This window comes from Flavobacterium sp. 1 (assembly GCF_002797935.1).
In the GTDB taxonomy this organism is placed as follows: domain Bacteria; phylum Bacteroidota; class Bacteroidia; order Flavobacteriales; family Flavobacteriaceae; genus Flavobacterium.
This window is the reverse complement of the sequence record NZ_PGER01000001.1, coordinates 589,008-612,076: the sequence shown is the minus strand read 5'-3', so window position 1 is coordinate 612,076 and position 23,069 is coordinate 589,008. Positions and strand designations below refer to the sequence as shown.

The window sequence follows — 23,069 nt, the reverse complement described above, 5'->3', positions numbered from 1 at the left end:
AACCTGAATTACTATTTGATGCTTGTTCAATATAAACTGACAAAGTCCTAATCAGCGGATAAGTCTAAAAACTTTGTAGTACCAATGGTGTACTTTGTCAGTTTGGTTGTTAATTTAAATTTACGAATAATTTATTATGCAAATCTAAAGGTAGTACCAGGACGATACACCATTTTAAAACAACAAAATTCAAATGAATCTTTTTAGTAAAAAAAGTAATCCCGATGATGAAAACAGATTAAGACTTCAAAAGTTAGTCGATCAAACTAAAAAAATAGAAACACCAACTGGATGGGAAAAAGAAACATTCGCAATTGGTGGATTAAGTAACGTTGGTTTTTCCAAAAAATTCCCAGAAATGCTTTTAGTTGTATCGAGTCAAGGAAGAGGTGTAATAGATTGCTCTAAATTTGAATTAATTGAAAGAGATTATGATGATAGTTGGGAATGGATGGACATGTACGAATTGTGGACAATGGGAATTGGTAAACTATCCGATGAAAAAATATTAGTCGGCGGGATTCATGGTGGAGGACTTCCTTTTTTAAATAAGTATGGTGATTCGATTCAATTTATGGCAACACAATGGCCAATTATTGATTTGATTTTTCAACCTCATTGCAAAAGTCTTTATAAAGAAAATGACGCTAAAGACTGTTTCAGAATCTACCATGATTACGAATTAAAAGCTTATGGTTTCTCATATAATGGAGATTACTTTATTACAGCAACAAGTAGTGAAGTCAATGTATATAAGAAATAAAAAAACGTGTATAACATTCTGGTATTGCAACGGATTTGGGCAGTAGCTTAATGGAAACTTGGTTTTGCATTTGAGATAATTTGGCAAATCCAAACTCAGAATACTTACTATATTTGAAGTAGTTTTTTCTCAGACTGACATTACTAGCAATTTAAATCAACATTATGCTTCACAAGGAAATAAAAGGCGATGAGCTTTATCTATACATGAATGGAAAACTCATTTATAAAAGGTGGATTAAAACTGGTGTTTCAAAAGTGTTTGATTTATTTGCTTACAACAAATATACTTTGACAAGTATTCAAGATTTACAATTTGAAAATCAAGCGCAAAAAATTTCTATAAAAGCCAAACTGAGGTTGAAATCAACATTTGATGGTGGCAGAAAAACAGGAATTAATAGTGGTTACAGACCAAATCATGTTTTTGAATACAGAATCGATGAAAAACTTTATGCATATATGGGTGAAATCATCTTTGACAATTATGAAACCATTGAGCCAGGCGAAGAAAAAGTTGTAACTGTAAATTTTCACGTTACTCAGCCTATAGAAGAATATTTAAATAAAGGACGTAAATGGTTTATTCACGAAGGACCAATGCAAATTGGAGAAGCCGAAATCGTGTAAGCAAAACTGCCGATAACAACTACAACGGATTCGGGCAATTAACTTAGTGGAAAGTTGGGTTTGTATTTGGAAATATTTGGCAAATCCGAAAATAGGCTTAATTTAAGCCCAAACCCACTGTCGTACCAGAATGTAGTGTGCTAGTTTATCAGAAAATGCGGTTAAAAGAACTCCGAAAATCCAAATCAAGAATGGCAAATAATTGGGAAGAAATAAAATGGATTTTTGAATCTGATGGGACACTTCGAGATATTTATGTAGAAAATGTAGATATTGAAGATTGGAAAATTCTAATAGATTATTTAAATGCAAACCATATTGTAAAATATGGACCGTCTCACGACAATAAAATTGTAAATAGAATTGATAAGGATTATTTAATTCAATTATTGACGGACGATACCGGAAAAATGGAATTAAAAACTGTTTCAATAGTAATTGACTGCATAATTATAAATACTCATTTTTTCAATGTTAATGAAATTGAATTCGATATTGAACCAAAAGAAATAAACTCTATTGAGGATTATGAGAAGGTCTTGAGTTTTATGAATGAAATTAGTCGAATTTTAAATAAACAATTGATTTTGACGGGTGAAAATCAAATTAAATTTCCACTTGTAAGAGTTGAATTCTCAAAAAATATAATAAAAGCATTGACAAAAAAAGAGGCTGAGAAATTATGGAAGTAAAAAAAACAGCTCACAACAGCTACAACGGATTTGAGCAATTGACCGAATGGAAAGTTGGTTTTGTATTTGGGAAATCCGAAAACAGGCTTAATTTAGTCCCAAACTGCTTGTACCGCTGGAACGTTATGTGACGCTACGAATAAAATCGAGCTAAAGACAACATTTAAAATAAGAATTTCAGATTGAAGATTTGGATGGAATACAAAAGGTGAAAAGCTGAAAGTTAGAACACATTATTATGAAACTGTTTAGAAATAAAATAGAAAGACATTTTAAAAAAATTTCAATCAATGGAAGAATCGCTTTTGGTATTAAATGTTTAGAAGAATATTTGATTGAGAATAAAATAAGCAATGTTTGGACTAATAGATTAATAAATACTTTATGGGAATTCACCGCAAGCAAAAATCTATCGGAATGGAATAAAAAGATTTCAGACTTAACACCTGAATGTATTTTAGATACTCATCCAAAAAATATTGCTGAAAATTATAAATCTCTAACAGAATCTGAATTTGAAAGTCTAAAAGAGTTTTATTTGAAAGCTGACGATAAATTAATTTATTTAATAAACTTAGTAATTGACATTGGTACAACAGACTTATATGGAGCAACAGGAAAATACAGTGAAAACACATTAAAATCAACAATGGTGGTATATAAGTTTGCTCAAAAAGAAATCAATACAATGCCAGATTTGAATAAATTTACTATCACAAAGTTTTTCGAAAATGGCGGTTGGGGCGACCGGATTGATAAGGAATTATTCAACTAAACAAGTAAATAACTGTCACATAACGGCTACAACGGATTTGGGCAATTGGCTTAATGAAAAGTTGGTTTTGTATTTAGGAAGATTTGGTAAATTATGAATAATAATTCTAATCCCTTCATAAAAAAACTAATCCTGAAACACAAATTTATTCATTGTAAAATCCAAAACATTTGGTTTTTACAATGATGTAACAAATTTGAAATTTTACGCCTAATTGAAAATAGTAACACATAAACTTACCTTCATAGACATGATTTCAGATAAAAATTTAGCACGCATAGCAGGCTTTTGTTATTTAATTGTAATAGCAACAGGTTTATTTTCTGAGGTCTTTGTTAGACAAGCATTAAGAGTTTCAAATGATGCGGTAGCAACTGCTCAAAACATTCAAGCAAATGAAATGCTTTATCGTTGGGGATTTGTAGCTGATCTTTTTAATTTTGTAATAGGAATACCTTGTGTATTGATACTGTATTTTTTGTTCAAGAGAGTAAATAAACTTTTATTTCAAATTGCTCTAGCTTTAGTAATTATTCAAACAGCTATAATAGCGGTCAATCTTTTAAATCAAATAAACCCTTTATTATATTTAAGTAACGAGACTTACCTTAATACGTTTCAGCCAAATCAGCTTGCGACACTTTCCTTATTGTCGCTAAATATACAAGCACAAGGATATGCTATCGGATTGGTGTTTTTTGGTTTTTATTGTTTGATAGTTGCTTATGTAATTTACAATTCGAAAATGCTTCCCAAATTTCTTGGAATACTACTCGCCATTTCGGGTTTTGGATATCTTATAAATAGTTTTGCCATGTTTCTATCAAAAGGCTTTGCAAATCCATTGTTTATTTATCTTGCTATTCCTATTTTTATTGGAGAATTATCGCTGTGTTTGTGGTTAATTCTAAAAGGTATAGACACTTCAAAATTAAACCTGCCAAATAATAATCAAACATGCTAAACATAAAAAGAACAACAACCGAAAACAAAGATTTTCAAGAATTAGTCGTTTTACTGGATCAAGATTTAGCAATAAGAGATGGTGAAGATCATAATTTTTATGGTCAGCATAATACGCTCGAAAAAATCAAACACGTTGTCGTTATCTATCAGGATACCTTAGCTATTGGCTGCGGTGCTTTCAAGGAATTTGATTCCGATACCGTTGAAATAAAAAGGATGTTTGTTCATCCTGATTTTAGAAGCAAAGGAATTGCCAGTACAATTTTGACCGCATTGGAAACTTGGGCAACTGAATTCCATTATACAAATTGTGTTTTAGAAACAGGAAAAAATAATCCGGTCGCCATTGCCTTATACCGAAAATCCGGTTATGAAATAATACCCAATTATGATCAATATGAAAATATTGAAACCAGTGTTTGTCTAAAAAAACATTTGATAATTTAAGATAAATACAATTGCGATTCTAAATAATTACAGGAAAGCACGATATTTCTCTCTATCCCCGATAGAAGTGAAAATCCTTTGTGGGCTGGGGTTCAGTCCACAAAGATTGCAACGGATAGCGGGACCAATGCCTGCAAAGAAGCCAAATCTTTCTGCTTCAAAAAAAAATAATTATCAACTAATCAGCTTAAATCCAACAAAAAACAGCATTATAGCAATTGCATTTCTAAGCAACAAATCTGGAAGCTTCCCGCTTAGCATACTGCCAATGTAAATTCCAGGAAGTGATCCTAACAATAATTGTCCTAAAATTGTCAAATCTATATTTCCCATCGATGCGTGTCCTAATCCTGCAACAAGCGTTAATGGGACTGCGTGAGCAATTTCGGTACCAACCAAACGAGGTGTTGGCAAAAGCGGGTATAAGAAAAATAAGGTTACTGTTCCTAGTGCTCCAGCACCAATTGAGGTAAGCGTCACTGTTGCTCCCAGCATAACACCAATCGCAACCGTCAATAAATTTTGGGTTTTGCTTTCACTATGAAATTTATCGCCGGCATGTTTTTGAGATAAAACCAACAGCTTCTTTTTGAACAGAATTGCAACTGAAGTAAAAACTAATGCCCAGCCTAAACTATACTTTATAACATTATTTAAAGCTGTTGTATCGGCGTTTAAAGTATGAAGAATCCATAAAGTTAATAAAGCAGCAGGCACACTTCCAAGCGAAAGCCAGCCTGTTATTGTCCAATTGATATTCTTTTTTTTATTATGCACTAAAACACCTCCAGATTTAGTAATCGCTGCGTACAATAAATCAGTTCCAACTGCTGTAGATGGCGGAATGCCAAACCACAATAAAATAGGAGTCATTAAAGATCCTCCTCCAACTCCTGTCATACCAACAATAAAACCAACTAATAATCCTGCAACAATTAAACCTGCTTGTAAATCCATAAAAGAGTCTATGATTTTTTTTTTTGCAAAAGTAGAGAAATCTACTTTATTATAGGCATTATGCCACTTCATAATATCATCTTCAATCTTTCAAATTCACTGCTTTAATCAAAAAAAAGGCTTCTTTAAATTAACTACCAGCCACTCATAACAGCAATCCATTAGCAAAATCATTTCAAATTCGACTAAAACCATAGAAATTCATTCATTTAGATAATTATTTCTGTTAATTTAATAATTACTCTATGGACTTAATAGATTATATGGAATTTATAAAAAAATTAAAATAAGTTCATTTAAAAATAAATATCAATGTATTTTCCTATACAAATAGAATCAAATCTTATGACTGAAATTCAAAAAGGAGTAAAATAATGTTTTAAAACATAAGATATATCTTCTTTTATGATGAAGAAAAAAGAACAAGAAGCCATCAATTCAATTTATGTGAAGCAATCTGGATATTTCAAATACAAATCGCTTTTTTGTAACTTTGCGCTTTGAAAATAATCCAAATGAATATAAAGCTTATCGCAATCGGAAAAACCGACAATAAATCACTGCAAACCTTAATTGATGATTATACCAAGCGCTTGTCTTTTTATATCAAATTTGATTTGGAAATTATACCAGACATTAAAAACGTAAAAAACTTATCTGAGAGTCAGCAGAAAGAAAAAGAAGGGGAACTTATTTTATCTAAAATAACTCCCACGGATCAGCTCATTTTATTAGACGAAAACGGAAAGACTTTTTCGAGCGTTGCTTTTTCATCTGAATTGCAAAAGAAAATGAACTCGGGTGTTAAAACATTAGTATTTGTAATTGGTGGTCCTTATGGTTTTTCGGAAACGGTTTATGCCAAAGCAAATGGTAAAATATCGCTTTCACTAATGACTTTTTCACATCAGATGGTACGTTTATTTTTTATCGAACAATTGTATAGAGGGTTCACTATTTTAAGAAATGAGCCTTATCATCATCAATAGAATTCAATTTTATTAATACGTCTTTGCCAATACTCGATTGAAATTTCAGGATTCAAATTTAAAACCACCACAAAAGACTACTACAGCATTAATAATCAGGAATTTATATACAAAAAAAATCACCTAATTAAAAATAAAATATTAAATTTGTTGTATTCTTATTAAATCTTACAAAAATTTAATAATTATGTTTTTTTAACCTTTTTTTAACCCTAAAAAATATAAAATTATGAAATCTTTACTTGGTTTTACAGCAGTTTTATTTTTGTTTTTTATTGGAGTTTCTTGTTCCAATAGTGATGACAATCCCTCTCCAACTCCAACTCCTGTCATTGTAGATTTTACAGCTAGCTTAACACCTGTAGCTGGCACCGGTTCAATGGCTTATGGCAACGCAGCGCTAAAGTTTAACCAGACAGCCAAAACATTTGAAATTACCGTAACCTTTACAGGAATAACGCCAACACACGGTCATATACATGGTGCCGACGGCGCGATAGTATTTCCTTTTCCTGATGCAAATGTTTCAACCTCTCCAATAATCTTGTCTTTTTCCATAAATGATGCTCAAATTACAGAACTTATGGCTAATCATTATTATGTAAACTTACATACTACGGCTTTTCCTGGAGGAGAAATAAGCGGAACACTTATCAAAATCGGTTCCTCTGGAGGCGGTGGAGGCGGAGGTTATTGACTTCAATTTTTCTCAAAATAAAGCCTTCCGATTTGGAAGGCTTTATTTTGAGAAAATCAATAAATGAACTCTTCATTAGTTTCTATTTTTTTTTCTAAAGTTTCAATAAAAATTTTATCTTGAATATAACTCCCAAAATCTAAGTTTTTATCAAACCTAAACAAAAACTTTTTCACTGTATCGTCTGGAAGAGCTGCGTTTATTAACTCTCCCAATTTTTCTTTTGTGATATGCTGATCCTCCAATAAAATTTCATTTTTTTTATTGAAAAAAATTACTGTCCCTGCTGGCTTCTCCATTTTATAATTCACTTTCGTAAAAGGCATAAAAGCTAGATTTTTGCCAATCGAATCTGCATACGAAAAATAATTTTCGGCTGCTTCATTTTTATGAGCGCTGTCTCCCCGCCTTTTCTCCTGCAGTTTTATCACTTCAGGAATGACCAGCCACAATGGCAAACGCTTATCAATATTCAATATCCAATTGGTTGTGCTAATGCTGTTTTTTCTGTTTACTTCTGCCAAAGTATCTTTTCCGTTTACTCTAAAAAAAATGTAAATAGGAGACAAATCCACAACTTCTTTTACAATAGTCTTATCAGCTTTTGGCAATAAGATATCTTCTTTATTACCGCAGGAAAAACAAAACAACAATACAATTCCAAACAAATATTTCATCTTTAATTCAATTTATTAAATAAAGTAACACACTCAACTGCTTCTTTCACATCATGAACACGAAGTATTTTTGCTCCTTTGGTCAAAGCGATTGTATTCAGGAAAGTTGTTCCGTTTAATGCCGATTCGGCGTTTGTTTCCAATGTTTTATAAATCATAGATTTTCTAGAAATTCCAACCAGTAAAGGTAATTCAAGCATTTGAAACAATTCCATTTTTTTCATTACGGTATAATTTTGTTCCAATGTTTTAGCAAAGCCAAAGCCTGGATCCACAATTATGTCATTTATTCCATGAGTTCTCGCAACAGCAATTCGTTCCGAAAAATAGAACAGCATCTCTTTGACAATATCATCATACTGAGTAAAAGTCTGCATCGTTTTCGGTGTTCCTTTCATGTGCATCATGATATAGGGAACCTGATATTTCGCAATGGTTTCCAGCATTTTCTCATCTAATTTTCCAGCCGAAATATCATTGATTATTGCAGCGCCGTTTTCAATACAAATCCTTGCAACTTCAGCACGAAAAGTATCAATTGACAATATAATCTCCGGAAAATGTTTTTGAAGCAGATTCACGACAGGAACAATTCTCGATATTTCCTCTTCCTCCGAAACGAACTCGGCATTCGGTTTGCTTGAATATGCTCCAACATCAATAAAAGCAGCTCCTTCATTGAGCATTTTTTGAACCCTTTCCAAAAGTTCACTTTCATTTTTATATTTTCCTCCGTCAAAAAAAGAATTGGGCGTAATATTCAAAATCCCCATTACTTTTGGTGCAGATAAATCGATGAGTTGTCCTTTACAATTCATTTATATGTTTTTTTTTAGTTTAAAGCAACTCAAAAAAGTTTAAAATTGTTTAAAATTGTTTAAATTTTTAAACTCTTAAACTTTTAAACCCTTAAACCTTTAATTTTTTAAACTTTATTTTTCTTATTTTTGAAGCAATTTTATACAAATATACATCAATAATGAAGAATACTTCACAAGAATATGACAAGGTGATTGCCATTTGTCGCACACTTTTTATCAATAAAATGAAAGATTACGGCAGTGCTTGGCGCATTTTGAGACTTCCGTCACTAACTGATCAAATTTTTATAAAAGCACAAAGAATAAGAAGTTTACAAGAAAATGAAATTCGAAAAGTAGACGAAGATGAAACTGGTGAATTCATTGGTATTATCAATTATTCTATTATGGCCTTGATTCAATTAGAATTGGGCGTGGTCGATCAGCCTGACTTAGAAACTGAAAGAGCAACCCAATTGTATGATGCCAAAGTAGCTTTGACCAAAGAATTGATGGAAAACAAAAACCACGATTACGGAGAAGCCTGGCGCGAAATGCGCATAAGTTCATTAACCGATCTAATTTTGCAAAAATTACTGCGGGTTAAACAAATTGAAGACAATAAAGGAAAAACGATAGTATCTGAAGGAATTGATGCAAATTATCAGGATATGATTAATTATTCAATTTTTGCCTTGATTTTGATGAAGAAAAAATAATTCATTATATTTTATAAAAGCCCCCAAACGATAAAACAAACCCAAAAATGAAAAACATCATCACCCAATTCTCCCGAATTTTTGTTGGAGTCTTGTTCATAATCTCAGGATTAATAAAACTAAATGACCCGATTGGTTTCTCCTACAAACTTGCTGAATACTTTAGTGAACCAGTTTTCAACATGCCGTTTTTTGTACCGTTTTCATTGACTATAGCCTTATTTATAGTAATCTTAGAAGTGGTTTTGGGCGTAATGCTGCTCATTGGTTTCAAATCAAAATTAACGATCTGGCTGTTATTGCTTTTGATTATTAAATTCACTTTCCTGACTTTTTATTCTGCTTACTTTGATGTGGTAAAAGATTGCGGCTGTTTTGGCGATGCATTACATCTTACACCTTGGCAATCGTTTACAAAAGATGTCATTTTATTAGTTTTTATATTGGTTTTATTTATCAATATGAAATTAGTAAAACCTTTATTCAGTAATAAAATCCAAAATAGTCTTGCTATACTATCCGTTATTTTATGCGGATTTATGGGCTACTGGGTCATAAATCACCTGCCTCTAAAAGATTTTCGCGCATACAAAGTGGGTAATAATATCCAGAAAGGAATGGAAATTCCAGAAGGCGCACCAAAATCGGTAGTCGAAATGATTTTCATTTACAAAGTAAACGGTGTTGACAAAGAATTTACAGAGAAAGATTTGGCAAATATCCCTGCCGGTGCCACTTTTGTAGACCGAAAAGACAAGGTAATCACCGAAGGCTACGTTCCTCCTATCCATGATTTTGTAATGGAAAAAGACGGATCTGATTATAAGGAAGAGCTTCTGCAGGAACCTAAATTATTAATGATTGTCGCCTATGATTTGGCTCTAGCCAATACTGACGGACTTTCTAAAGCAGAGCTTATCAATAAAAAAGCTGCTGCAAAAGGATACAAAGTAATTGGAATGACAGCTTCACCTCCAGAAGAAATTGCAAAAATCAAAAAACAATATGGAATCACTTTTGATTTTTATTTCTGTGATGCTATTCCTTTAAAAACAATCGAAAGAGCCAATCCAAGTTTTGTTATTCTTGAAAAAGGAACCGTAAAACAAAAAGTCCATTATAACGACACCGAAGATTTAGTATTCTAAATTTCTATTTTTCAATACAAAATAAGCCTTGCAGAAATATCATTTTCCTGCAAGGTTTTTTTTTGGTCTTGACGTTATAAATTAAAATCATGCAGAGAGAAAAAGTATTAACTATAACGATATTGTAAGCTTTTTTGAAGTTTTTTATCATAAAATTATAAAATCTGCCTACTTAATTTACAATTCTTTGGTTAACTTTGCAAAAACTTAATTTAAATGAAAAAAATTGCTCTTTTAATTATTGCTTTTGTAACTTTTTCCTGCACTCAAGCACAAAAAGTTCAGAAAACAAAATTTTCTGAAAAAGCACTTTCTGAAACCTTATTAACTTCAGACGGAAATCAGATTAAATTTCAAGATATTTTAAAAGCACAAAAGGGGAAAACTACTGTAATAGAAGTTTGGGCTTCTTGGTGCGGTGATTGTGTAAAAGCGATGCCAAAACTAAAAGAACTTCAATCCAGCAATCCAAACGTTTCCTATGTATTTCTTTCTATGGATAAAACCGCTGATAAATGGAAGCAAGGCATCGAAAAACACGAATTAAAAGGATTGCATTTTATGGCAAACGATGGTATGAAGGGAGCATTTGGAACTGCAATAGACTTAGATTGGATTCCAAGATACATCATCATTGACAAAACCGGAAAAATCGGTGTTTACAGAGCAATAGAAACTGACTTTGCACAAATTAATGAAACTCTAAAAAAACTGCAATAAGAAACTGCAGAACAAATTATATTACACAAAACCATAAATACTAGAAAAATGAGAAAGAAGATTGTTGCAGGAAACTGGAAAATGCATAAAAATGCTGCACAAACAAAAGAATTATTAAACGAATTATTAACGCAAATTCCAGCTGAGACTGCCGCACAAGTAATTGTTGCACCAACGTTTATAAACTTAGCTTCAGCAGTAGATAATTTAACACACTCCAATATAGCAGTTGCTGCGCAAAATTTACACCAAGCAGAAAGCGGTGCTTTTACAGGCGAAATATCTGCAGATATGATTAAAAGCATAGGTGTTAACACCGTGATTTTGGGTCACTCTGAACGCAGAGCGATTTTTCACGAAACTGATGCTATTATCGCAAGCAAAGTAAATACAGCTTTGAAACATGATTTGACAGTAATTTTCTGTTTCGGAGAAGAATTAAAAGACCGTCAGTCTGGAAACCATTTCAATATCGTTGAAAACCAATTGAAAGACGGCTTATTTCATATTGAAACTAAAGACTGGGAAAAAATCGTATTGGCTTATGAGCCGGTTTGGGCTATTGGAACTGGAGAAACTGCTTCGCCGGAACAAGCGCAGGACATGCATGAATTCATCAGAGAAACTGTTCGCAAAGCCTTTGGAAGCGACATCGCCGAAGATGTAACTATCCTTTACGGAGGCAGTGTGAAACCAGATAATGCTAAAGAAATCTTCTCTAAACCAGACGTAGACGGTGGTCTTATTGGCGGAGCTGCTCTGAATGCAAAAGATTTCATTACAATTGTAACGTCAATCTAAAAAACAATCCTAAATACCCTAAAGCAGTGCAAAATAGTATGCACTGCTTTTTTTTACCAAATAATTGCTATTGAATAAAGTCCTGCAGCAATGGACAATTGTATTTCTTAAAAGTTTGGGTGTTTTTGTACGCCGAATTAAAGGTGTAAATTTCCTCTCCTGGCTTAAACCTCAGATTTTCTTCTCCCAATATATTAGCCTTTGCTGAAAAACTAACGTAATCACATTCAAAAATCATTAAACTTGCCAATGCTTTTTCTTCTTTATTTTTGGAAAGAAACAGCGCTTTTTGATAATACATTTTGGCCAGACTGCAATTGTAATAATTTCCTCTTTGAAACTTTTTTTCCCGCTCTGATCGATTCCCTCCATAAATATAATCAGAGTAGTCATCGCCCGAATAACCGCTCCAGCCATAGGAAACCATCATCCATGAATTCCCCCAACACGAAACATTAAAAAAAGCGTGAGCCAATTTCAAATTGCTTGTGGCAGTATTTTTCTCTTTAAGTTCCAAAAGTGTTTTTAGAAATGCAGCTTTATTAAAAACATAATCAAATTTTCTTTCCTTGCTACTTATCAGTATTTTTGGAAAAAAGGGATCCTCATTTAAAAAATTCTTAAACTCATAATTTTTTTTCCAAAAATCCTTCGGCATTTCAGCAAAGGTTTGATAGGCTAATTGCAAGTTGTTATCCCTAAAAGCAATCGTTCCTTTCAAATCCTTGTAAACATTAAGATCAGTATTTATTGTGCCGGCGCAAATGTATTTTTCAAAAGCTGTTTTATCTTTTTTGACAATAAGAGCCATTAAATTATTAATATCTTTCACCTTGGCAAAGCGGTCAAAATACCCCAAGTAAGCATAAAAATAAGGATTATAATCCCAAAAATAATCATTATTCTTCTTTATGTTCGATTTCATAAACAGTAGTCCCGCTGTGGCTTGATCTCCTTTTTCGGCATATTTTTGAGCTGTGATTCTGCAAAAACTGTACATGCTTTTAAAAAGGCTATGATCCTGTCCAACCGCTTTTTCAAGCGAATTAAAACACTCAAAAAACAGCTCCTTTGTAGCTTCGCTCTCAATATTCTTTTGCTTCAAAGCCACTAGTGCTAACTGAATTTTGGACTGCAAAACAATTGACTCATTTGCATTTTCCGAAATCAAATCCACATATTTTTTACCCAAACCTATTTGATCATCAATAAAACACAGCTGTGCAATAGCCGAACACAGATAATCCTTTTGTTCACCTTTGGCCGAATTCAGAATTTCAATCAAAAACTTCTCCAGGTCTTTTAAATAGAGCATATCCTTAGTCAAATTTTCAGCTTTGGCTTTCTCATAGTCTTGATACCATTCCTCATTATCAAAAACTACCGAAGGACTGTTTTGGGTATACTTTGGCGTAAAAATCCAATCTTCGAGTTTGTTGACCTCCCTGCCTACCAAGAAACTGAAATAAATTGAATTTGGACAGTATGCATAAATCTGTTTTAATGTTTCCAATTGCGGAGAAGGATTACGCATACATTCTAATGCCATAATATTTCCTTTTTCGCTTTCGTTTTGGGCTAAAGCCAAAGTCTCCGCAGTCAATGATCGGTCATAATGCTGCATTACGGCATTAGTTTTTTCATCGCAAGAAACAAAAACCTGGCTCAAATAATAATTTTGCAATGCCTGATCATCGGCACATAGCGCTCTAAAATACAAAGCCCAAGGAGTTAAAATCGTATCGGGTTTGGAAGCAAAATAATCATCATACAATCGAACAGCTTCCTGCGGATTTCCATCATAATAATTCATTCGTATCAGCAGAAAAGCATAACGCCTTTTCAGGAATCCATCTTTGGCAGAGCTAAATATTTTGTCGTAATCACCTATATCTGCAAATAATTTAGCTGTATTATCATAACCATAATTTAAGTTATTCCAAGTTTCCCATTTGCCTCCGCCAATATTGTTGTACTCAAGTTTTTTTGCAAAAATCAAATACTCTAGAAACTTTTTATTTTTGCGAAGCAAAAGTCTCTCGACAAAGCTGTTTTTGGCAAAAACTTTTCCCAATGTTTTTGATTGATAAGCCGATTGAAACACCTCCGAATCCGTTTCATACAAAATGGTGTACACGTCATTCGGATTGATATCCATACTCAATTGCTTTTGCCATTCAAGACAGTTTTTCAGTTCGTCCTGATTTGAGAAAACATTCGGAGACGCATAACTATCTGCTGAATATGTCAAAAATCGAAGCTTCAAAAAATCCTTTCGCTCAGCACGAAATAAAGCCAATCGGGTAATCTCTGGACTTTCGGACCAGCCACAGGCTAAAGCGCCGTTAAATCCAAACAAAAAGAATAAAAGGCTAAAAAAGGGAATAATAACTGGATATTGTCTCAATTCCATAATCGTTTATGTATTTTTTATCAAATGAAAAAAAGGTAACTCTAGTTTGATCCGTTACCACAATTTTAGATTTCAGTATTCCAATTATCTTTTTAATTTCGGCATCCGAAATTTTCTCAGTCCTAATCTCATCACCATTTCTAAAGTAAGTATCTCCAATCAAAACATCATCTTGAAATACGTAGTGATCAACATTAACTTTCTTGAAACGAACCGTATCTTTCACAAAGTCTTCATAATCTGACAAAATTCCCTTAAACACTTTTCCTCTAAAAACTACTGACCAGCTATACAGTGGTAAAGCAAAATTCAACGGTAATTTATATCCGTCCTGAACAATATACTCTTCAACCTCTTTACTGGTTCCGATTGAATTCTTAGATTTATAATCCGTAGGGCTTGTTAAATTATAGCACATCAGCAACCCATTATCAACTGGCGGTATACCCGCTTTATTCCTATACTTATATTGCCAAAGCCTTATTGTAGCCGAGAGAGCATATTGAGGAAAATTCATTTTGAGCTTTTGCAAAAAATAAAAATAATTCTTCTTTGACTTTTCTGTCCAATCGCAATCAATCAAAATCTCCTTGCAGTTCAGCTTTATTTTTTGCTTCTCTATTTTGGCAACAGAATCAGTATTGAGCCAAATTTTATGATCTTGAGCGCTGGAATTATATGTTTTTTGAACAATTTGGTATGCCTTTGCTCGAGCCTGCTCCAGTTGGTATTCCTCAAGTACGCTGCCGACTCTTTTCCTAATTCTGTTTGCCAGTGAGTCCAATTGCTTTTTACTAGCCAAAAGCAATACCTCATTGGTGATGAAAATACTGGGTGTAATCTCCATTTTCTCCATATCCCAATTCACAGAACGTATAGTAGCTACAGGCAATGGCTCATTTGCATAAGGATTCCAATCCACATCAAAAAAACGGACGTACATGTGGTTAAGCTGCATCGATTTTGCAAGCGAATCATCAGTTTGGCTAGCTTCATGATTGGTTTTCCAATAACAAAAAGAACGTATCACGTCAGGTTTTATCCCTCTGCTGCTAACCAAAACCACAGACAAAAAGAAAATTAAAATTGCTTTTTTCATTACCTATACAATTATTATTTCTCACCAAATTTAATACTAATCCCTTTATATTTTAAAACAAAAACTTTAAAATTAAAGTATCTTTTACACATCAAATTATCTGAATTACTGCGCAGATAAACAGCTAGGAAACAACCCGATTGCCTTAGAACTCATTTATTCACAAGAAAAAAACTTCCTGTTTTTTGTCAATGCAGCAAACAAAAAGAATCTAATATTTTAATCTAAAAGAGTTTAATATTACCTGCAGGACTTAAAACGCTAACCTATGACCAATAAAAAAACCAACGGCATTCAGCCGTTGGTTTTTTAATAATCAAATAAATCAACCTTTACTGCAATAACTTTAACTGATCTACTGCATATTGATTGGCAGGATCAATTCCTAATGTTTTATTAAAAGTATCTTTTGCTTTTATTTTATCATTGACTGCATAAATAACCCCCAAATTATTATAGGCTTCTATTAATTTAGATTTCATCCCTTTGGTACTCAATTCATCAACACTTTTCTTTTTAGCAGCCTCTATAAAATCTTCATAATTTTTTGCCACTAGGATATCATTTTTAAGCAAGACCTGTATTCTCGCTTTAAAAAGATAAGCATCCTGAGTTGATGGTGAGGCCTGAATAATTACATCCAAAGAAGCATCAGCTTTTTTTAATAGCTCAATCTGTTGCGGATTTAAATTTTCGGCATTATAATAAGACCAATAAACTGATGAAGCAAAAAAGAAATTATCCATTAAATAGGATTTTGTCTCTGTATTTGCAATTGCGATTTCATAAACAGAAGCAGCATCAGCATATAATTTTTTCTCATATAATTTTTTAGCCTGCTCCGGAAGTTCGGCAGCAACAGCTGGGCTCATTTCAAATGATTTTTTAAAATCTGAAATTGCATCACTAATTAATGCATTATCAATAGGAACCGCAATCAATCCTTTACTCAATTTTGCAGCGCCAATATAAAAGTAATCTCTGCCAATAACACGGTTTGAAGTATTTGATACAAACGATAATAACGAACTTATAGCGGTATCAAAATTATTATTATAATAAGCTGAATACCCTAAATAACGATATATTCTTGGATTAACATTATCCAGTTTACTCATTTCATTAGCTTCTTTTTCAAGGGATTTATAATCAGTGGCCAAAATAAGGAAATCAGCATGACGCATACGGGAATCTAAAGAATAATCTGTTAAAGACATGTATTTTTCATAGAAAGCCAATCCTTTTGAGATATGCTCATCATATCTTCTGGCATCATTTAAAGCCCAAAGATATTCTGTCTCAGCAAGCTCACGATAAACAGGTCCATAATTAGGATTTAATGCAATTACTTCGTCAAAGGAAGTTAACGCTGCTGGAAAATTGTGAGCGTTTTTGATCAATGTCCCTAGTCCCATTTTTGCTCTCAACAAAGTATTATCCAATCGAAAAGCTTCACGATAGCATTCGTAGGACTCATTTTGTTTTTTGTTCAACTTATAAACATCTGCCAAAGTCAATAAAACATCAGTATTAGCAGGATCAATCTCTCTGGACTTGCTTAAAATCTCAATTGCTTTTTGATAATCTGGATGTTCAGAAAAAGTATAAGCTTTGCCTATGAACACTTTTTCATCTAAATCTCTTTTACTGCTATTTTTAGTTGCTAGCGTAAAATATTTTTCAGCTTCGGCAGTATCTCCCTTGTCTAATGCAATATTTCCCAATCCTATATAATTGAAATTTCCTTTGGAAGAATACGTAATCCCTGTATCAAAATGCTTTTTGGCTGTTTCCTGATCGCCTATTAACAAACAAACATTTCCTAAAAGAAATTTTGCATAGCCATCAGTAGGTTTTAATGCTGTAATTGTTTCTAAAATATTTTTTGCTTTTTCATATTGTTCTGCATCGATAGCATTCTTTACTTGCTTTATATCCTGTGCATGCCCCAATACAACAAAAAACAGTGCTGCTACGGTATAAATAAAAACTTTTTTCATAATAGATTTATTAATTTGATTATTAAAATAGTACTGCTTCAAACTCTCTTAAAACAGTACTACAAATATAAAAAAATATAAAACAAAAACATGATATTTTAACGATTAATTATCTGTTATTCAGGTAGTTATATTTTTAAAAACATGATAAAAATCATATTTTATATCATCCAAAAAAAGTATAAACCAGATCAAAAAAAAGTTTTAGGCCAACATCTTTGGATCAATAAAAAGACAATTAATTCATTTACAAAATATTATTGTGAACTATATGCTGAAACAGAAAATTAGGAGAAAGCTTTTTCAAAATCAAGTCAATAAGCAATAACTTAAAATATTTTAAATTTCAAAAAAAGGAATACATCTTATCAGACCAAACGCATAAGTTTTAATAATAACTGCAAATTCACAGATTTATTTTAAAAAAGCTAAATTTTGTAATTTTTAAAGAATTCAATTTGCGCAAATTTCTCAAAAAAGGGTTGATTGGTATAGCCTTTTTATTAAAATCTGCGAATCTGCGGTAAAAATAACTCCCGCGTTTGCCCTGCGCATCTTATATCATTATATTTGCAAAAAATTTAAACATGTCAAACATTTATATAGGATATCATTTTACCATAGAACCTAAAGAACTGGGATCGGAGATATTAATCGCAGAATTAGGAGAAAAAGCATTTGAAAGCTTTACCGAAACCGAAACTGGAATTTCGGCCTTCGTACAAAAAAATCTTTGGGATGAAATGATACTGGATGACATTCAAATACTGCATTCAGAAGAATTTAAAATCGATTATAGCTACGAAGAAATTGAGCAGGTAAATTGGAACGAAGAATGGGAAAAAAACTTTGAACCTATTGATGTTGAAGGAAACTGCCATGTTCGAGCACCTTTTCACCCAAAAACTGATGCCGAATATGACATTGTAATTGAACCCAAAATGAGTTTTGGGACTGGTCACCACGAGACTACGCACATGATGATTCAGCATTTGCTGGAAATAGACGTTATGGGAATGAAAACATTAGATATGGGCTGCGGAACAGCGATTTTGGCAATACTTGCCGAAATGAAAGGAGCTCAGCCTATTGATGCCATCGATATTGACAACTGGTGTTATTTGAACTCTATCGAAAATGCCGAGCGCAATAATTGCAGACATATAACCGTTTATGAAGGAGATGCTGCCTTATTGAAAGACAAAAAATATGATTTAATCATAGCTAACATAAACAGAAATATTTTGCTGAATGACATGCAAAGCTATGTTGACAGTTTGAACCCAAAGGGAACTATATTATTTAGCGGTTTCTACGAAGAAGACATTCCTTATATTGATTCTTCCTGCACAGAAAAAGGACTGACTTATATAAAAAAGTTCCAAAAAAATAACTGGGTATCATTAAAATACGTAAATTAGTACAATTCTTTAAATTAACGATGTACAAAAACCTAAAAGCATGAGTACAATAGAAAAAGTAAAAGAAAAAAGAAGAGAGCAGGAAGTTACTTCTATAAACAGCGAAATCATAGTATACAATGACGATGTAAATACTTTTGACCATGTTATTAAAACTTTAGTTCGTGTTTGCGGCCACACTCCTATTCAAGCAGAACAATGTTCACTTATAGTCCATTTTAACGGAAAATGTACTGTAAAAACTGGCGAATATGATAAATTAAAAATACAATGCACCGGATTATTAGAAGCAGGTTTGAGTGCTGAAATAATCTAAGTTACGATACCATTCCAAAAATGAGTTTTTATCAGCTTATTCAAGAAGTACAATCTTGAATAGGCTTTTTTATTACAATAAATTCCAGATTTAAATGATATTAACCTGAGTTCGATTATTCAATAATTTGTTATTTATTGGATATCCTGCAAGGTTTTTTCAACCTTGTAGGTATGAATACTAATGATAAGATACCTACAAGGTCTCGAAAAAGACCTTGCAGGAACATTAACTGATATAATTTATTTGTAAACAAGTTTTGTGATGTATTAATCGAACTCAGGTTATTAACTTCGCACAAAAAAAGAAACAGCTGCAAATTAAAATGGTTACAAAGTTTTAATCATTTTAATTTGCAGCTGCTTAACCGCGAATAACCTAAACTTTAGATCCAGTACCAGTCAGTATCTAGTGAGGCAATTTACTTTTTAAAGCGCCATAGATAATAGTTCCAATCAATGCTCCAATAAGCACAATAATTACAGGCAAAAATCCTGCACCTATCAATATAAAAATTGGTCCGGGACAAGAACCCACCAATGCCCAGCCTAAACCAAACGAAATCCCTCCAATTAAATATCTGGCAGTACCTTTTTCTTTTTCCTGAATTTCAATAGGTAAACCTTTGATATCTTTGATGTTTTTTCTTTTTATAATTTGGATTCCTAAGATTCCAGTCATAACAGCAACTCCTATGATTCCGTACATGTGGAAAGATTGGAAATGAAACATTTCATAAATACGGTACCACGAAACCGCTTCTGACTTGGTTAACACGATTCCAAAAAAGAAACCTACCAAAAAATATTTTAATACGTTCATAATCTAAAATAATAAGGGTAATAAAAAATGAGCCATAATCAATCCGCCGATGAAGAAACCAATTACCGCTTTCAAAGAAGGCAACTGCAGATTACTCAATCCCGAAATTGCATGTCCAGAAGTACATCCTCCAGCATAACGTGTTCCAAAACCAATCAAAATTCCGCCACCAAGAAGTATCAGAATACTTTTGGGAGATTGCCAAATCTGTTCTCCAAATAAAGCTTTTGGCATTAACTGACCATCAGGAGCATCAATTCCCAGTTGGGAAAGCTGCACAATTGTCTGCGGGTTAATTGAAACATTAGAAGGATCACTCATAAAATGCATGGCAACAAAACCTCCCGCCATAGCACCAAGAACTACAACAAAATTCCATCTGTTTGCTTTCCAGTCAAAATCAAAATAAGCAATACGCTTTCCTAACCCGGTCATGGAACACAACGATTGAAGATTGGTAGACATACCAAAATTCTTTCCAAAATAGATTAGTGTGAGCATCACCATTCCTATTAAAAAGCCCGAAACATACCAAGGCCATGTTTGAAAAATTGCGTTCATAGTTTATCCGTTTTGATTACAAATATAAAAGATTTTGATATATCTATCTATTCATCTGTTTTTTGACAAAATTTTATGCGGTTTCTGATTAGATTTTGATAATCGAGTAAAGTTCTTTTTATATTTGTAGTAGAATCGCATCACCTAAAATTTTAAACCGTCAAAATGAAAAAAATAATCTTATTCATTACCTTAGCCCTGCTTATGACTTCTTGCGGAAGCATTAAATCTTCAATAAAAAATGTAGACAATTCTGCACCATTTCCTGTTGTAAAAAACAATGCATTTGTAATTACGGCCTACAGCAAAGACAAAAAATATGGCTATAATAAAGATTACCCTATCAACATCTTTTATGGAGACACAAAGAATGACACAATCAACCAGCGATATTTCCTGAATGCTTTGGCGGGACCAAAGGGAGAAAAAATAACTTTTACCAAATTAGAAAACTGCTGCCCGTTTCCAACTAAAACAAGTGACATGGGAGCCGGTTTTCTTGATGTATATGAGTTAAAATGGAAAGGCTTAAAAACTCCGATTATTTTGTATCTGAACATTTATGAAAGAGGTCAGCTGATGGTTCCAGTAGGTCTTAGTCTGAAAAAATTATAATCACAAACACTTATTCTCCTAGCCCAGATAGAAGTGGAAAGCCCGGACTGAAAAAAAACTATTTTTTCTAGTAATAAAAGAGCGACCGGCAGGAAGCTCCTTTTATTACTTTAGAAAAAAAGTTTTTTGAAGGAGGACTTGTAACGAATAGCTGGATTAAGCTCCTAATTATTGCGCTGATGCTTTTAAAAATAAATACAAAATCTAATTCGGAAACCGCAAATTCAGATTACCTTTGCACTTTCAAAAAAAACACAATATGAACATACAAAATATACCTCAAATCAAACATACTGAGAGCGGTAACTTCTTTTTGCTTGCTGGTCCATGTGCTATAGAAGGTGAAGAAATGGCAATGCGAATCGCCGAACGATTGGTTGGCATTACTGATAAATTACAAATTCCTTATGTTTTCAAAGGATCTTTTAAGAAAGCGAACCGTTCCAGAATTGACAGTTTCTCTGGAATTGGTGATGAAAAAGCACTTAAAATACTTGAAAAAGTATCCAAAACTTTTGGTGTGCCAACTGTAACCGATATTCATACTAACGAAGATGCTGTTATGGCTGCAGAATATGTAGATGTTTTGCAAATTCCTGCATTTCTTGTTCGTCAAACTGATTTAGTTGTGGCTGCTGCCAATACCGGAAAAGTAGTAAACTTGAAAAAAGGGCAATTTATGAGTCCTGAAAGCATGAAACATGCTGTACAAAAAGTATTGGACTGCAACAATCAAAATGTAATGGTTACAGACCGCGGGACTATGTTTGGTTACCAAGATATGATTGTTGATTACCGCGGTATTCCAACTATGCAGCAATACGCCAGCACAATTCTGGATGTAACGCACTCTTTACAACAGCCAAATCAAACTGCAGGAGTTACCGGGGGAAGACCTGATATGATTGAAACCGTTGCCAAAGCCGGTATCGCTGTTGGCGTAGATGGTATTTTTATCGAAACTCATTTTGACCCAGCTAATGCTAAAAGTGATGGTGCTAATATGTTACACCTAGATTACTTTGAACCATTGATGAATAAATTGGTTGCCATTAGAAAAACCATAAACCAATTCTAAAATTTTAAAACCTACAGATTGAAAACAAAATTATTCTACTCGGCTTTTTTATCCTTTTTTCTTATAATTAGTGCTTTTGCACAAGACAGCATGCAAATTACTGAAAAATTTACTGCACACAATAAAGGTAAATTCTTCATTTCATGGGGTGGTAACAGAGAAAGCTATACTGAATCTGATGTGAACTTCAGAGGAAAAGATTACAACTTTACAGTTGATAATATGGTTGCTCACGACAAACCAAAAGGTTGGCATGTTGATTACGTGAATCCTGCTAACATGACAATTCCGCAAACTAACTTTAGAATGGGATATTTCATTAACGACCATTACAGTGTTGCTATTGGTTGGGATCACATGAAATATGTAATGAGCCAAGCTCAAACGGCTAATGTAACTGGTTATATTAATTTACCTGCTGATCAATCTGGATCTATTTACAACGGAGTTTATAATAATACTCCTGTAGATATGTCTCAAGGTGGTGCTCAGGAAGGTGGTTTTGAGAAAAATGTTGTTCAGCCAAATGGTACTGCTTTTTTAATGTACGAACATACAGATGGTTTGAACTATATTAATACTGAGGTTTCCAGACATGACGATATTTCGAAATTATTTAAATTACCAAATACAGATAAAGTTCAGATTAACTTAACTGAAGGTTTAGGAGCCGGGCTTTTATATCCAAAAACAAATACTACTTTGTTAGGAATGCCTCGTCATGATGATTTTCACGTTTCTGGATATGGTTTATCTGCAAAAGCGGGAATTAACTTTACGTTTTTCAAATATTTCTATCTACAAGGTGAGCTAAAAACGGGTTACATCAACATGCAAGATATTAGAACAACAACAAATAGTGATGATAAAGCTTCACAAAATTTCTTCTTTTTCCAAAGAATTATTGCTTTTGGAGGTATTTTTAGATTATAAAATAGTCTCACATAAAATCAAGATCTCCTTC

At 32.9% G+C, this 23,069-nt stretch carries 26 protein-coding genes; 18 read left to right on the top strand and 8 right to left on the bottom strand.

Annotated elements, in window-relative coordinates:
* The first annotated feature begins 193 nt into the window (after positions 1-193).
* From CLU83_RS02705 to CLU83_RS02680, 7 genes are all read left to right on the top strand, one after another.
* A complete protein-coding gene (locus CLU83_RS02705) occupies positions 194-763 on the top strand; it encodes a hypothetical protein (RefSeq protein WP_100430194.1) in 570 nt (189 codons plus the stop codon).
* A gap of 164 nt (positions 764-927) precedes the next feature.
* Positions 928-1,392, top strand: a complete 465-nt coding sequence (locus CLU83_RS02700; RefSeq protein WP_198512234.1) for a hypothetical protein — start codon at positions 928-930, stop codon at positions 1,390-1,392.
* Positions 1,393-1,583: 191 nt separating this feature from the next.
* Entirely contained in the window at positions 1,584-2,084 is a 501-nt protein-coding gene (locus CLU83_RS02695) for a hypothetical protein (RefSeq protein ID WP_157801974.1), read from the top strand.
* Complete coding sequence (locus tag CLU83_RS22000; RefSeq protein WP_157801973.1) at positions 2,075-2,215, top strand: hypothetical protein; 141 nt, start codon at positions 2,075-2,077, stop codon at positions 2,213-2,215. Before CLU83_RS02695 ends, CLU83_RS22000 begins: the two co-directional genes overlap by 10 nt.
* Positions 2,216-2,322: 107 nt before the next feature.
* On the top strand, positions 2,323-2,859 hold the full coding sequence (locus CLU83_RS02690; protein ID WP_100430191.1) for a hypothetical protein: 537 nt from the start codon (positions 2,323-2,325) through the stop codon (positions 2,857-2,859).
* 250 nt (positions 2,860-3,109) lie between these two features.
* Positions 3,110-3,823, top strand: a complete 714-nt coding sequence (locus CLU83_RS02685) for a DUF4386 domain-containing protein (RefSeq protein ID WP_100430190.1) — start codon at positions 3,110-3,112, stop codon at positions 3,821-3,823.
* The gene (locus CLU83_RS02680; protein WP_100430189.1) at positions 3,817-4,272 is read left to right on the top strand and encodes a GNAT family N-acetyltransferase; all 456 of its coding nucleotides are present in this window, start codon (positions 3,817-3,819) and stop codon (positions 4,270-4,272) included. The genes CLU83_RS02685 and CLU83_RS02680 overlap by 7 nt, the downstream gene beginning before the upstream one ends.
* Before the next feature lie 174 nt (positions 4,273-4,446).
* On the opposite strand, the gene CLU83_RS02675 is transcribed toward CLU83_RS02680, so the two are convergent.
* On the bottom strand, positions 4,447-5,301 hold the full coding sequence (locus CLU83_RS02675) for a sulfite exporter TauE/SafE family protein (protein ID WP_232726949.1): 855 nt from the start codon (positions 5,299-5,301) through the stop codon (positions 4,447-4,449).
* Between the two features lie 443 nt (positions 5,302-5,744).
* Here CLU83_RS02675 and rlmH point away from each other — a divergent pair, with 443 nt between their 5' ends.
* Positions 5,745-6,218, top strand: a complete 474-nt coding sequence (rlmH, locus tag CLU83_RS02670) for a 23S rRNA (pseudouridine(1915)-N(3))-methyltransferase RlmH (RefSeq protein WP_100430188.1) — start codon at positions 5,745-5,747, stop codon at positions 6,216-6,218.
* Positions 6,219-6,447: 229 nt separating this feature from the next.
* The gene (locus CLU83_RS02665) at positions 6,448-6,915 is read left to right on the top strand and encodes a CHRD domain-containing protein (RefSeq protein ID WP_100430187.1); all 468 of its coding nucleotides are present in this window, start codon (positions 6,448-6,450) and stop codon (positions 6,913-6,915) included.
* A gap of 56 nt (positions 6,916-6,971) precedes the next feature.
* On the opposite strand, the gene CLU83_RS02660 is transcribed toward CLU83_RS02665, so the two are convergent.
* Positions 6,972-7,592, bottom strand: a complete 621-nt coding sequence (locus CLU83_RS02660; protein WP_100430186.1) for a hypothetical protein — start codon at positions 7,590-7,592, stop codon at positions 6,972-6,974.
* A 2-nt stretch (positions 7,593-7,594) separates the two neighbouring features.
* Positions 7,595-8,410, bottom strand: a complete 816-nt coding sequence (gene folP, locus CLU83_RS02655) for a dihydropteroate synthase (protein WP_232726948.1) — start codon at positions 8,408-8,410, stop codon at positions 7,595-7,597.
* Between the two features lie 161 nt (positions 8,411-8,571).
* Between folP and CLU83_RS02650 the strand changes: the two genes are divergently transcribed.
* The 4 genes from CLU83_RS02650 to tpiA all read left to right on the top strand — a co-directional run bounded on the left by CLU83_RS02650 (position 8,572) and on the right by tpiA (position 11,780).
* On the top strand, positions 8,572-9,111 hold the full coding sequence (locus CLU83_RS02650; protein ID WP_100430185.1) for a DUF1599 domain-containing protein: 540 nt from the start codon (positions 8,572-8,574) through the stop codon (positions 9,109-9,111).
* 47 nt (positions 9,112-9,158) lie between these two features.
* Entirely contained in the window at positions 9,159-10,259 is a 1,101-nt protein-coding gene (locus tag CLU83_RS02645; RefSeq protein WP_100430184.1) for a BT_3928 family protein, read from the top strand.
* A 216-nt stretch (positions 10,260-10,475) separates the two neighbouring features.
* Positions 10,476-10,979, top strand: coding sequence for a TlpA disulfide reductase family protein (locus tag CLU83_RS02640; protein ID WP_100430183.1), 504 nt, complete (start codon positions 10,476-10,478; stop codon positions 10,977-10,979).
* Between the two features lie 48 nt (positions 10,980-11,027).
* Positions 11,028-11,780 carry a triose-phosphate isomerase gene (gene tpiA, locus CLU83_RS02635; protein ID WP_100430182.1) on the top strand — a complete coding sequence of 251 codons (753 nt, stop codon included), beginning with the start codon at positions 11,028-11,030 and terminating at the stop codon, positions 11,778-11,780.
* A 67-nt stretch (positions 11,781-11,847) separates the two neighbouring features.
* Here the strand turns inward: tpiA and CLU83_RS02630 are convergent, their stop codons facing one another.
* The 3 genes from CLU83_RS02630 to CLU83_RS02620 form a co-directional block, all read right to left on the bottom strand.
* On the bottom strand, positions 11,848-14,193 hold the full coding sequence (locus CLU83_RS02630) for a hypothetical protein (protein WP_100430181.1): 2,346 nt from the start codon (positions 14,191-14,193) through the stop codon (positions 11,848-11,850).
* Entirely contained in the window at positions 14,153-15,292 is a 1,140-nt protein-coding gene (locus CLU83_RS02625; RefSeq protein ID WP_100430180.1) for a hypothetical protein, read from the bottom strand. The genes CLU83_RS02630 and CLU83_RS02625 overlap by 41 nt, the downstream gene beginning before the upstream one ends.
* A 332-nt stretch (positions 15,293-15,624) precedes the next feature.
* Positions 15,625-17,292 (bottom strand): hypothetical protein, encoded by a 1,668-nt coding sequence (locus tag CLU83_RS02620; protein ID WP_100430179.1) that lies wholly within the window; start codon positions 17,290-17,292, stop codon positions 15,625-15,627.
* A 587-nt stretch (positions 17,293-17,879) separates the two neighbouring features.
* On the opposite strand from CLU83_RS02620, the gene prmA reads away from it, so the two are divergent.
* Together prmA and CLU83_RS02610 are read left to right on the top strand one after the other, a co-directional pair.
* A complete protein-coding gene (prmA, locus tag CLU83_RS02615) occupies positions 17,880-18,713 on the top strand; it encodes a 50S ribosomal protein L11 methyltransferase (RefSeq protein ID WP_100430178.1) in 834 nt (277 codons plus the stop codon).
* A 40-nt stretch (positions 18,714-18,753) separates the two neighbouring features.
* On the top strand, positions 18,754-19,029 hold the full coding sequence (locus CLU83_RS02610) for an ATP-dependent Clp protease adaptor ClpS (protein WP_100430177.1): 276 nt from the start codon (positions 18,754-18,756) through the stop codon (positions 19,027-19,029).
* Between the two features lie 408 nt (positions 19,030-19,437).
* On the opposite strand, the gene CLU83_RS02605 is transcribed toward CLU83_RS02610, so the two are convergent.
* Together CLU83_RS02605 and CLU83_RS02600 are read right to left on the bottom strand one after the other, a co-directional pair.
* Complete coding sequence (locus CLU83_RS02605; protein WP_100430176.1) at positions 19,438-19,851, bottom strand: DUF6691 family protein; 414 nt, start codon at positions 19,849-19,851, stop codon at positions 19,438-19,440.
* A gap of 3 nt (positions 19,852-19,854) precedes the next feature.
* On the bottom strand, positions 19,855-20,412 hold the full coding sequence (locus CLU83_RS02600) for a YeeE/YedE family protein (RefSeq protein ID WP_100430175.1): 558 nt from the start codon (positions 20,410-20,412) through the stop codon (positions 19,855-19,857).
* A 165-nt stretch (positions 20,413-20,577) separates the two neighbouring features.
* Between CLU83_RS02600 and CLU83_RS02595 the strand changes: the two genes are divergently transcribed.
* The 3 genes from CLU83_RS02595 to CLU83_RS02585 all read left to right on the top strand — a co-directional run bounded on the left by CLU83_RS02595 (position 20,578) and on the right by CLU83_RS02585 (position 23,038).
* Positions 20,578-21,027 (top strand): 2-dehydro-3-deoxyphosphooctonate aldolase, encoded by a 450-nt coding sequence (locus tag CLU83_RS02595; RefSeq protein ID WP_100430174.1) that lies wholly within the window; start codon positions 20,578-20,580, stop codon positions 21,025-21,027.
* 259 nt (positions 21,028-21,286) lie between these two features.
* On the top strand, positions 21,287-22,105 hold the full coding sequence (gene kdsA / locus CLU83_RS02590) for a 3-deoxy-8-phosphooctulonate synthase (RefSeq protein ID WP_100430173.1): 819 nt from the start codon (positions 21,287-21,289) through the stop codon (positions 22,103-22,105).
* 18 nt (positions 22,106-22,123) lie between these two features.
* Complete coding sequence (locus tag CLU83_RS02585; RefSeq protein ID WP_100430172.1) at positions 22,124-23,038, top strand: hypothetical protein; 915 nt, start codon at positions 22,124-22,126, stop codon at positions 23,036-23,038.
* Positions 23,039-23,069 lie beyond the last annotated feature (31 nt).